Annotated in this window: 8 protein-coding genes; 4 read left to right on the forward strand and 4 right to left on the reverse strand. The window is 41.5% G+C overall.

The window, feature by feature from the left end; genetic code table 11:
* Positions 1–481: 481 nt before the first annotated feature.
* The 4 genes from BN35_RS00670 to BN35_RS00685 form a co-directional block, all read right to left on the reverse strand.
* A complete protein-coding gene (locus tag BN35_RS00670; RefSeq protein WP_025072407.1) occupies positions 482–1897 on the reverse strand; it encodes an MFS transporter in 1416 nt (471 codons plus the stop codon).
* 74 nt (positions 1898–1971) lie between these two features.
* Positions 1972–4149 carry a S9 family peptidase gene (locus tag BN35_RS00675; RefSeq protein WP_028901092.1) on the reverse strand — a complete coding sequence of 726 codons (2178 nt, stop codon included), beginning with the start codon at positions 4147–4149 and terminating at the stop codon, positions 1972–1974.
* Between the two features lie 6 nt (positions 4150–4155).
* On the reverse strand, positions 4156–6051 hold the full coding sequence (gene yidC / locus BN35_RS00680) for a membrane protein insertase YidC (RefSeq protein WP_025072406.1): 1896 nt from the start codon (positions 6049–6051) through the stop codon (positions 4156–4158).
* A gap of 6 nt (positions 6052–6057) precedes the next feature.
* The gene (locus BN35_RS00685; protein WP_025072405.1) at positions 6058–7665 is read right to left on the reverse strand and encodes a CTP synthase; all 1608 of its coding nucleotides are present in this window, start codon (positions 7663–7665) and stop codon (positions 6058–6060) included.
* Between the two features lie 127 nt (positions 7666–7792).
* On the opposite strand from BN35_RS00685, the gene BN35_RS00690 reads away from it, so the two are divergent.
* The 4 genes from BN35_RS00690 (at position 7793) to BN35_RS00705 (ending at position 11761) form a co-directional block, all read left to right on the forward strand.
* Positions 7793–9100 carry a DUF3078 domain-containing protein gene (locus BN35_RS00690; protein ID WP_234396711.1) on the forward strand — a complete coding sequence of 436 codons (1308 nt, stop codon included), beginning with the start codon at positions 7793–7795 and terminating at the stop codon, positions 9098–9100.
* A gap of 702 nt (positions 9101–9802) precedes the next feature.
* Positions 9803–10321 carry a KdsC family phosphatase gene (locus BN35_RS00695; RefSeq protein ID WP_025072403.1) on the forward strand — a complete coding sequence of 173 codons (519 nt, stop codon included), beginning with the start codon at positions 9803–9805 and terminating at the stop codon, positions 10319–10321.
* A gap of 41 nt (positions 10322–10362) precedes the next feature.
* Positions 10363–10926, forward strand: a complete 564-nt coding sequence (locus BN35_RS00700; RefSeq protein ID WP_025072402.1) for a Maf-like protein — start codon at positions 10363–10365, stop codon at positions 10924–10926.
* Between the two features lie 358 nt (positions 10927–11284).
* Positions 11285–11761 carry a helix-turn-helix domain-containing protein gene (locus BN35_RS00705; protein WP_025072401.1) on the forward strand — a complete coding sequence of 159 codons (477 nt, stop codon included), beginning with the start codon at positions 11285–11287 and terminating at the stop codon, positions 11759–11761.
* Positions 11762–11806 lie beyond the last annotated feature (45 nt).

The following is an 11806-nucleotide window of genomic DNA, read 5'->3' on the forward strand; positions in this document are numbered from 1 at the left end:
CAACAATTCAAACAAGTTTGATTGTATTCGGCTTGCTCCGTTTTTATATAAAACAGGCTGCGCCTCAACAATTCAAACAAGTTTGATTGTATTCGGCTTGCTCCGTTTTTATATAAAACAGGCTGCGCCTCAACAATTCAAACAAGTTTGATTGTGTTCGGCTTGCTCCGTTTTTATATAAAACAGGCTGCGCCTCAACAATTCAAACAAGTTTGATTGTATTCGGCTTGCTCTGTTTTTGGTTCAATTTGTTTGTTCGTTCAGTCGTATAGCTCGCTATACTCCTTCACTCACAAACGAATTGACCTCAAAAATAGTCTCACAATCTGTCAAAGCTAATTTATAGAACTACCCTTTATCGTGACACATAAAAAAAGTTCGACAACTTGATGATGCCGAACTCTTCTATGAAGATTAAAAGTAGTTTGTTATAGATAGATGCATCCATTAAAATTTGAATGGTGCAATTCTTTTTTTATTCTTATTTTTGAATATTTGGTTGTTCAAGTCCATAACCCTTCTTCTTGTCTAAGGCTTTGAGCAAGAAACCAAGTATCAGAGCTACAACACCTAAGGAGACGAATACTAACATAGGAGCCGTATAGTTATACTTCAAAGGGTCGGTGACACCAGGGTTGGACGAACGCAATACCGAACCGATAATCATTGGGAAGGCATACAAGCCGATGTTCTGAATCCAGAAGATCAGTGCGTAGGCAGAGCCTATGAGCTTGTCATCGATGAGCTTTGGTACGGAGGGCCATAGGGCAGCAGGCACCAATGAGAAGGATATACCCAATAAGATTATGGCTGCATACGTGATGATGACACTCTGTGTGGCTGGTACCACAAAGGCAAAGATGAGGTGACAGATAATCATGAGCATTGCTCCTATAATCAACATCGTTGCTCCTTTTCCTTTGCGGTCAAGGAAGTTGCCCAAAAATGGCGTCACTGCTGCCGCTCCCAATGGGAAGACAAAGAAAACAAGTCCTGCCTGTTCTGCACTAAACTGAAGGTTGCATTGCAGCATGTTAATGGCATATTTTTGGAAAGGGAAGATAGCCGAGTAGTATAATACGCAGAGTAAGGCTACAATCCAGAACATTTTGAGCGATAATATCTTACCAATGTCAGAAACCTTGAATGGGTCGTCTTTCTCTTCTTCCACTCCTTGAGCGTCTAACTTCTTATCCATGAATCCATAAACAATGAAGCAAATCAAACCGATAATCAGCAACAGCAGTTCGTAAGCCAAAGGACGTGACACGTCAATGGGTTTGATAGAGGCGATAGCAGGGGATGCGATAACCACAACGGCAACTCCTACACGAGCAATTGCCATTTCAATACCCATTGCCAAAGCCATTTCTTTACCCTTAAACCATTTGACGATACCGCGCGAAACAGTGATACCTGCCATCTCGGCACCGCAACCAAAAATCATAAATCCAATGGCAGAAAGTTTTGCGGAGGCTGGCATTCCATCATAAAATGGGGTTATGTTCCAAGCTGCCAAAGGTAGATTGAGGTTGTTGTCAAACCAAACTTTGATACTACTGGCATCAAATCCTTCTGTCAGCGCATAATAATTGATGCTTGCACCTACCACCATCACTGTTCCAGAAAGGATTGCTGTAAAGCGTACTCCCATCTTATCGAGGATGATACCTGCAAAAATGAGGAAAAATACAAATACATTCAAGAAGGGTTCTGAACCCGCAAACCGACCGTATGCGATAGGGTCCCAACCGTGTTGTGTCTGCAAGAACTCCTGAAGAGGAGACAGGATGTCAACGAAAATGTAAGCAAAGAACATGGCGGATGCCAACAATACAAGTGCTGTCCAGCGCCATGCGGGCGAATCACTCAGTTTCTTTTGAAATGTTTCAACCATTGTTGTGTTTTTTTGAGTTTATGAGTTTTAAGTTGATAAGTTTTCTGTTGCTTTGTAGACGTGTGAGAGGACGTCTATTTCTTGAGCCAGCGGTCTAACCAGTTGAAGAAAGTACGCTGCCAAAGAATACCGTTTTGCGGTTTCAGTACCCAGTGATTCTCGTCAGGGAAGATGAGTAACTCGGCAGGAATACCACGTAAACGAGCCGCATTGAATGCGCCCATACCCTGATTGGCATTGATGCGATAGTCTTTTTCGCCATGGATGCAGAGGATAGGAGTATCCCATTGGTCTACAAACTTATGCGGACTGTTGTCGTAGGTGCGTTTGGCATTGGCTGTTTGGTCTTTATTCCAATAAGCATCATCGTACTCCCAATTAGAGAACCAAGCCTCTTCGGTGTCGGTGTACATGCTTTCAAGATTGAAAGCACCATCGTGCGAGATGAAACACTTGAAGCGTTTGTTGTGATGACTGGCTAAATAATAAACCGAGAATCCACCAAATGAAGCACCCACAGCACCTAATCGGTCTTTGTCCACATAGGGAAGATGATTGGCAGCATCGTCGATGGCTGATAAATAGTCATTCATGCACTGTCCTGTCCAATCGCCAGAAATCTCCGCATTCCAATCAGAACCGAAGCCGGGTAAGCCTCTACGGTTGGGTGCTACGATGATATAGCCGTTGGCAGCCATGATTTGAAGATTCCAACGATAACTCCAGAATTGACTTACAGGACTTTGAGGGCCGCCTTCGCAGAAGAGGAGAGTGGGGTATTTCTTATTGGCATCGAAGTGTGGAGGCAAGACAATCCAGCTCAAGAGGTCTTTGCCATCGGTGGTTTTGCTCCAACGTTCTTCCACTTTTCCTATTGCCAACTGATCAAAGATGTGCTTGTTTTCATCTGTCAGTTGTGTCACCTTCGCTTGTTTTTCTTTTTTCGAAGGGCTTACAATGAATAAATCATCTGGGTGAGACATCGAATGTCGAGTGACTAATAACTGTTTGGTGTTGCCTAAGGTTTGTACACTTCCATAGTCGTATTGACCATCGGTGAGTTGTTTTACCTGTCCTTTTAGGTTGGTTTGGTACACATGTGTCTTACCATGCCATACACCAATGAAGTAAAGGGTTGCGTTGTCGTTTCCCCAGCAATAAGCATCTACATTGCTGTCAAAACTCTCCGTCACATATTGTTTAACGCCTTTCTTTAAGTCGTAGATACACAAACGGTTGCGATCGCTTTCATAACCGTTTTGTTTCATGCTCTGCCAAGCAATGTATTTGCCGTCGGCAGAAAAAGAAGGATTGGTGTCGTAGCCCACATTCATATCGCCCTGTTGATGATTAACAGCTTGATTTTTCATTGATTTCGTCGCATCAATGGCAGGTTCTTGATATCCTTCGGGCTTGCAAAGATTGCGAGTCTTGCCCGTAGTGATGTCATACAGGTAAATATCTGTGTCGGTAGAGATGGCATATTGCACGCCTTCTTTTTTACGACAGGTATAAGCTATCTGTTTTGAGTCAGGACTCCAAGCCAACTGTTCTACACCACCGAAGGGCGCAGTAGGACATTCGAAAGGCTCATCTTGTAAGATATCTTTGCCCTCATCAACCCCACTTTCGGTCACATTGGCAACAAATGGGTGTGCAATGCTTTCCACATAGTGATCCCAGTGGCGATAGTTCATGTCCGTAGCCAAGCGACCCGTTGCCAATGGCAGGTCGGCAGGATTGGCTTTTATGGTTCCGTGATAGGGAAGAGACTTTATCAAAATCACCTTTTTTTCATCGGGTGAGAACTTAAATCCTTCAATATCAACAGTGCTATTCGTTAGCTTTTGCCGATTCGAGCCGTCAGGATTCATGGTCCATAGCTGTCCACCTGTGAGGAAAGCTATCTTTTTGCCTTGTTGAATCCACACCGCATCGGTTTCGCTTTTACTGCCAGTAGTGAGTTGAGTTTTATAGCTTCCCTTGACATCTGTCACGAAAAGCATCTGTTGGCTGTTGTTGTTTTTTACGCTATAATAGCCCACTTGATAGACTACTTGGTTGCCGTCGGGCGAGGAGGATGCCCCTCCTATTCGTCCCATTGCCCACAATGCCTCCGGTGTCATGAGGTCACAGGTTGCCTTGAAGGCGGCATTTTGTTCTTTCGCTGTTTTCACTGTGCTTTGTGCTTTAGCAAAACTGCCGCCTATCATCAAAGCGACAGTTGCCATAAGGAGTGTTTTTTTGTTCATACTATATTAGAGTTTACGTTTCTTTCTTTCCAATTCTTCGCGTTTGCGCTGCATTTCTTGCTGTTGTTCTTGCATTGCTTGCAAACGTGCAGCAAGCCCACTTAACTTCTTTGGATTAGCTTTGTTCTCCTCGTAGCGTGCTTCCAAAATTTGAAGTAGTTTCGCATCGTTAGTCGTTTTACGCAAGGTCCACATAATGGCAGCACTAAAGAAGAGCGATACGAAATAATAGAAGTTTAATCCTGCTGAATAGTCATTGAACATAAAGAAGAACATCACGGGCATGAGATACATCATCCATTGCATCATCTTCATCTGCTCAGCCTGCTGACCTACCATTTGATCGCGCTGTTGGCGCATGGTCATCCAACTGTAAAGAACGTTGGCAATACAGAAGAGGATACAGGTCAGTGAGAGATGGTCGCCTATCAACCAAATGTTTTTGTTCCATTGAATAATTGGGTCGTAGGTGCTTAAGTCGTTAATCCACAAGAAACTTTCGCCTCGAAGTTGGATAGCATTTGGCACAAAGTTAAACATGGCAATCCAAATAGGCATCTGAATGAGCATCGGGAGACAGCCAGAAAGAGGACTGACACCATATTTAGAATATTCTGCCATCATTGCTTGTTGCTTCTGCATCTGGTCTTCAGGCTTGTTATATTGTGCCGTTGCAGCCTCGAGTTTTGGTTTTAACACGCGCATCTTGGCAGAACTCATATAACTCTTCTTGACCATTGGGTAGGTAATGAGCTTTAACAAAAGCGTAATCAGAATGAGTACCACACCCATGGGGAACCACTTGGAAAGCCAATCAAATACATAAATGGTAAACCAACGGTTGATAATGCGGAACAAGGGCCAGCCTAAGTAAACCAATCTCTGTAACTCAAGGTCTTTGTTGAATGTACTTTCTTTTTCAATGCGATTGAGCAAACGGAAATCATTAGGTCCGAAATAGAATTCAAACTCAGATGCTTTCTGTCCTGTTGGGTCAAAGAAAGTTTGCATTTTTGCCTGATATGCCTTTAGATATCCACTGCCTTTCTCCTGTGGCACACTGGTCATCAGCGCCTCTTCGCTAAAGTCATGCTTGGCAATCATGACAGCTGAGAAGAATTGGTTCTTGAAAGCGACCCAATCTATCTTGTCATCAATCTTTTTGTCTATCTCTTCTGAAGTCTCACTCAGCTTCTTAGTCCCCCCTTTCACCTTGTGGTAAGTGAGGGTAGCGTAGCGATTTTCGAAGGTAAATCCTTTTTCTTGTTGTCGGCATTTGTCTGTCCAATCAACATTCATGGATTTTGTTTGAGGTGCAAACAAGCCGTTCATGCCATTCACTTTCATGGACATGTGTAAAAGATAATCTGCGCCCAAGCGATATTGTATCACGAGAGATTTGCCTTGTCCTGCGTCTGCTGTCAGCGTAAGGGTAGAGTCTGTTTGTGCAGAAGGACTGAAATAGAGGTCTTGCGTTGCAATGTTTGCCTCTTTCGTCGACATGATGAAGTTTAGTTTTTGAACCTTATCGTCGAACAAAACAACGTCAGGATTGTCCTCTCTATCCTTAAAGTTTTTGATGATTGCCTTGCTTACGGTTCCTCCTTTTGTGTTGACAGACAGTTCAAGGTGTTCGTTTTTCAAGACAACCTCTTGTGCTTGACCTTCCAAGGCAGCATGAAATAAAGCGGTGGTGTCCGCCTTTTGTTTGGCTTTTAAGTCAGCTATTTCTTTGGCGTGTGCTTGTTGTTTAGCGAGTTCGGCTTTGTGTTGAGTGACTGCGGCAATGGAGTCTTGCTGCATCTTCTTTGCTTGCTCTTCTGCAGAGGGTTGAGACCACCAACTAAAACCTATTAACAAGAGTCCCATAAGAACGAGACCCGTCATCGTATTTTTATCCATTTCTAATTATTTCTTCTGATTTTCAATTGCTGATTTTATGAAATCAACAAATAAGGGGTGTGGGTTAAGGACCGTACTTTGATACTCTGGGTGGAATTGTGTGCCAATATACCACTTCAAACTCGGTATTTCTACAATCTCAACTAAATCACTTTCAGGGTTTTTACCCACGCACATCATTCCCGCTTTCTCGTATTCTTTTAAGAAAGAGTTGTTGAATTCAAAACGGTGTCGATGTCTCTCTTGAATATATTCCTGTTTATAAATGTTGAAGACGTGCGAGCCTTGTTTGAGCACACATTCGTATGACCCCAATCGCATGGTACCTCCCATGTTGGTGATGTTCTTCTGCTCTTCCATGATGTCGATGACATTGTGTTCTGTCTTCTCATCCATTTCACGGCTGTTGGCGTCGGGATAACCCAATACATTGCGTGCAAACTCTATCACCATCATCTGCATACCCAAGCAAATACCAAAGGTGGGGATGTCGTGTGTCCTCGTATAATGAGCCGCAATGATTTTCCCTTCAATACCGCGTTGCCCAAATCCCGGACATATCACAATGCCGTCTTGTCCTTTAAGCATTTCTGCAACATTGTTCTCGTTAATCTTTTCCGAGTTGATAAACGTCAGTATCGTCTTGTGGTCGTTATAGGTTCCTGCTTGCGACAGGCTCTCTCGTATACTTTTATAAGCGTCTTGTAAATCGTACTTGCCTACCAATCCGATATGAACCTCTTTCTTTGCCTTGTTTCTTCGTTCCAAAAAACTCTTCCAAGGCCCCAAAGTTGGCGTCTCTTTTACTGCTATTCCCATCTTTTTCAAGATAGCCACGTCCAACTTTTGGTTTTGCATATTGACGGGAACTTCGTAGATACTCGGCAAGTCTTCACTCTGAATGACGCAATCGAAATCGACATTACAGAAAGATGCCACCTTGTGTAAGACATCATCTTTCAGATGTTTCTCTGTACGAAGTACTAAAATATCCGGTTGAATACCTATGCTTTGGAGTTCCTTGACACTATGTTGCGTTGGCTTGGTTTTCAGTTCTCCAGCGGCTTTCAAATAAGGTACATAAGTAAGGTGTACACTCAAAGCGTTTTTACCCAATTCCCATTTCAATTGGCGAATTGCTTCTAAGAACGGTGTAGACTCGATATCGCCCACCGTACCACCGATTTCAGTAATGACAAAATCGTAATGGAACTTCTGTCCCATGAGTTTTACGTTGCGCTTAATCTCGTCGGTGATATGAGGAACTACTTGGATGGTTTTGCCTAAATAGTCGCCACGGCGTTCTTTATCAATAACTGCTTTGTAAATTCTGCCCGTTGTCAGCGAGTTTGCTTTTGTTGTTTTTATCCCTGTAAACCGTTCGTAGTGTCCTAAGTCTAAGTCGGTTTCCATACCATCCGTTGTTACATAGCATTCTCCATGCTCGTAAGGGTTTAATGTTCCCGGGTCAATATTGATGTAAGGATCAAATTTTTGAATGGTAATATTGTAACCTCTTGCTTGTAAAAGCTTTCCAATAGATGATGAAATAATCCCTTTTCCTAATGATGAGACCACACCACCTGTAACGAATATATACTTTGTTTCAGCCACGATACGTTGTTTTATTTGTGATATGACATAAAAATACAAGGTGCAAAGTTAGTATAAAATTGCGAAACATACAAGCAACTTTCATTTTTTATTATTACCTTTGCATGCATCAAAAACGAATATGAAAATGAAACTTATCAGCACATTCATGATGATCATGATACCGATGGTTTTATCTGCCAACGAACCAGTTGGTCGTAAGGTGATAAAACATCCGTCAGACACCACCAACACCTTTGTGAAAGCTTATACAGATTCTTTGCATCATTATCAACAGCAGCTCGATTCGCTGCAACGTATCAATGCGCTTTTGTATCATCGGCTCGCACAAGAAAATGGTAAATATGCTCGATTGTTTCTTCCTACCACTTTTTATCATCAGATAAGTCAACATCAGTTTAGTTTATCAAAAGACTCACTGACCTCTTCTATGTTCAACGAGGCTTTGGAGAATGCGTTGCTCCATATCTACCTGAAGCGGCCGGATTTGGTCACCAAGACGCAAACACAGCTAAAAGCGGAAGGGAAAGTGTCTACCAGTCAAGAAACGACGCTTAAAAATAAAACCGCTATTGTCGAAAAGGTGGCTCCTTTACCTACGGAGGAAGTGTATGTACCAGTAGATTTGGTGATTAAGAAACCTAACTTTTGGAGCTTTTCGGGCGATGGATATTTACAGTTTTTGCAAAATTACGTATCGGGTAACTGGTATAAGGGAGGGGAGAGCAATTATTCCATGCTCGGCAATGTGACCCTCAATCTTGGCTATAACAATAAGAAAAAGATAAAGTGGGACAACAAGTTAGAGATGAAATTGGGTTTCCAAACCTCTGAAAGTGATACGTTGCACACGCTAAAGACGCATACCGATGATATTCGATACACCAGTAACTTCGGGTTGCAGGCGACTAAAAATTGGTATTATTCTTTACAGATGATAGCCAACACGCAGTTCATGCGAGGCTATCGCAACAACGATGAAAAGGTTTATTCTGATTTCCTATCCCCTTTGAATATCGATGTTGCGGTCGGTATGCGATATAACTTCGACTGGTTGAAGGGACGTTTGAAGGGTAGTGTGAACCTCTCGCCCTTGGCTTATCATTATCGTTATGTGGCTCGTGAGCATTTGGTGACGCGCTTTGGTATTGAAAAAGGCAAGCACCATGTGGACGATTACGGTTCCAGTATGAACATTGATTTCAACTGGAAGTTCTCAGAAATGGTGCGATGGCGTTCACGTCTGTACGGTTACACCTCGTATAAGCGCTCTGAAATAGAATGGGAAAATACATTCACCTTCCAGTTTACCAAGTATTTATCTGCCAACTTGTATGTCTATCCACGCTTTGATGATAGTCGCAAGCGCGATGACACGAACGGATATTTCATGTATAAAGAGTATTTGTCGATTGGGTTGTCTCATTCGTTCTAATAAGTTTCAATAGCGATACTAACTCCCTCGTTGCTTTGATTGCACTAACAATGCTCCTTCAATGAAGGAGCTATTTTTTTTATTTTCTTGCCATTTTGGGTAAGAGCTTTAGATGCTTTTGTCCTATTATTTTACCAAAAAACGACCATCTAAAATCTTCAAAATAGAAAAATTCAATAGGCAAACGACCTGCAAAAATGCAATGATCAGAACAAAATAGACGTCTTTTTACGTTAGAACATTGATTTAACGCCCTTGGAAACATACATTAACGGTGTTATTCACATGACCTAAGAGCCTTAAAGCATGCAAATAGCAGGCTTATCTCAATGCTTTAGTCGCCGAGAAATGATAAAAAATCGAATGAAAAGAAATGATTTGTGCGTAATGTATTCAATAGCAATGAATTACAAAAGTCTCTCAAAATTCGCGTATTTGCGACCCATGTTGCCGTTGGTTGATTTCACGCGAGTTATGAGAGGCACTTTGTAAAGAAAATTCAGCATTTATTTTTATTCAATCAAGTGTGCCGCTAATTTTGCAAACATTGCGTTTTGGGGTGTGTTTTTCGTTGTACAAATACGATTCTTCCATGAAAGAGCCGTGCGCAAGACATCAAATGTTGATAAAAATGCCGACAATTCATGGAATTATCATTAACTTTGCAGATATGATAGCTTACACAGAAAAACGACGAATGCGATGATAAATTACGATTTAAGCAAAATAAAAGCGATTATATTTGATGTAGACGGTGTATTGTCGAAGTCTACTATCACGCTGGATAGCGATGGAGAACCCTTGCGAACCATCAATATCAAAGACGGTTATGCCATTCAGCTTGCGCAAAAAAGAGGTCTGCGGATAGCCATTTTGACAGGCGGAAATACGCCAGCTGTGCGTCTGCGCTATGAGAGTCTTGGGTTGGAAGATATTTATATGGGCTGTAGCGTTAAAATTAAGCATTATCAGGATTTTATCCAGAAATACGGACTCACCGATGAAGAAGTGATATTTGTCGGCGACGACATACCAGATTATGAGGTCATGAAGCAATGTGGTTGTCCCTGTTGTCCTGCTGATGCCGTTGCTGAAATTAAAGAACTGTCCACTTATGTGAGTCATTATCGGGGCGGTGAAGGCTGTGGTAGAGACATCATTGAACAAGTGCTAAGAGTGAAGAAATTATGGTTGAACGACCAGACGGCATTCGGTTGGTAACACGCGCATCAAGGAAAAATAGGAAAAACAAACGAAAAGATATGACGATCTATCATCTTATTCTTGCTTCTAATTCACCACGTAGAAAGGAACTCTTAGAAGGATTGGATTTACCTTTTGCGGTGAAGGTAAAAAACTATGTCCCTGAAGATTATCCGAAAGATTTGCCGGTTGCTCAAGTGCCACAATTCATTGCGAAAGAAAAGGCGAGTGCCTATGACATTTGTCATGGAGAATTGTTGCTCACAGCCGATACTGTCGTTGTTGTTGGACAGAATGTGTTGGGCAAACCCGTTGACGAATCGGATGCGAGGCGCATGCTTCGGCTGTTGAGTGGGCGCACCCATCAGGTGATAACAGGCGTTTGCCTCACAACAACGTCCCAACAGAAGGCGTTTAGTGTCAGCACAAATGTTACTTTTAAGGAGCTTTCGGACGACGAGATAAATTATTATATTTCAAAATATCAACCTTTTGACAAGGCTGGTGCATACGGCATACAAGAATGGATAGGGTATGTGGGGGTGACAAAACTTGAAGGCAGTTATTATAATGTCATGGGACTCCCTGTACAACGAATTTATGAAGAAATGCAAACCATGTAACATTTTCGTTCACCAAACATTTTTAAGTACAACTTAAAGAGTTGTTATTCTCTTTTATGAAAAATAAACAATCGTTTATCTGATAATCTTTTCTTCTCTATCTTTCATTGTTGTTTTATTTTTAACGATAGTAGTTCTTTAGTTCTTGTAATGCCAATGCTTAACTATTTCTCTAAGTTCTTCATTTACTTAATGATGTATTAGTTTTGACGGATATGATAACAAAACTCACAAATTGTGCAAAAAATCATTGTAAATAGTGAAAACTTATAGAATTTTTGTGATAAAACTTGTGAAAATTAAAAAACATACCTATATTTGCAAGTAAAGAGAATAATATTAATAAATCACGAATTGTATGGCAAAGTATAACATCACTGAGAAAAAAGAGAAAGAGGCTGCCTACCGTTCGCTCGTTAGTCCCCAGTTGATGGACGAACTGAAGGAAAAAATCTTAGACATTATCCTTATTCAGAAGAAGTATAAAGACAAGAATTATTCAGCGAAAAAGTTAGCCGATGAGCTTGGTACCAACACACGATACATTTCAGCGGCTGTCAATGTTCGTTTTCACATGAATTATACTTCCTTTGTGAATAAGTTTCGTATCGAAGAGGCGATGGCATTACTCGCAGATAAACGCTATCAAGATTTGAACATGGAAGAAATCTCTGATGTGGTAGGATTTGCGAATAGACAATCGTTTTATTCCGCATTTTACAAACTCAATAACTGTACTCCTCGTGAATACAGGATTGAACATTTAGGAGTACAGCCCCAAGAGCCTGTTGCGCCTAAGAAAAGAGGGCGGAAACCGAAATCTAAGAAAAAATAATTTTATTATTTTGCATTTATAGTGATTCAACATTTTAATTACTCG

The organism is Hoylesella timonensis 4401737 = DSM 22865 = JCM 15640 (assembly GCF_000455445.1).
GTDB lineage: Bacteria > Bacteroidota > Bacteroidia > Bacteroidales > Bacteroidaceae > Prevotella > Prevotella timonensis.

What these genes read in the sequence shown, in the direction of transcription:
- BN35_RS00670 (WP_025072407.1), bottom strand. Translation starts at nt 1,897, where the DNA reads ATGGTTGAAACATTTCAAAAGAAACTGAGTGATTCGCCCGCATGGCGC.
- BN35_RS00675 (WP_028901092.1), bottom strand. Translation starts at nt 4,149, where the DNA reads ATGAACAAAAAAACACTCCTTATGGCAACTGTCGCTTTGATGATAGGC.
- yidC (WP_025072406.1), bottom strand. Translation starts at nt 6,051, where the DNA reads ATGGATAAAAATACGATGACGGGTCTCGTTCTTATGGGACTCTTGTTA.
- BN35_RS00690 (WP_234396711.1), top strand. Translation starts at nt 7,793, where the DNA reads ATGAAACTTATCAGCACATTCATGATGATCATGATACCGATGGTTTTA.
- BN35_RS00695 (WP_025072403.1), top strand. Translation starts at nt 9,803, where the DNA reads ATGATAAATTACGATTTAAGCAAAATAAAAGCGATTATATTTGATGTA.
- BN35_RS00700 (WP_025072402.1), top strand. Translation starts at nt 10,363, where the DNA reads ATGACGATCTATCATCTTATTCTTGCTTCTAATTCACCACGTAGAAAG.
- BN35_RS00705 (WP_025072401.1), top strand. Translation starts at nt 11,285, where the DNA reads ATGGCAAAGTATAACATCACTGAGAAAAAAGAGAAAGAGGCTGCCTAC.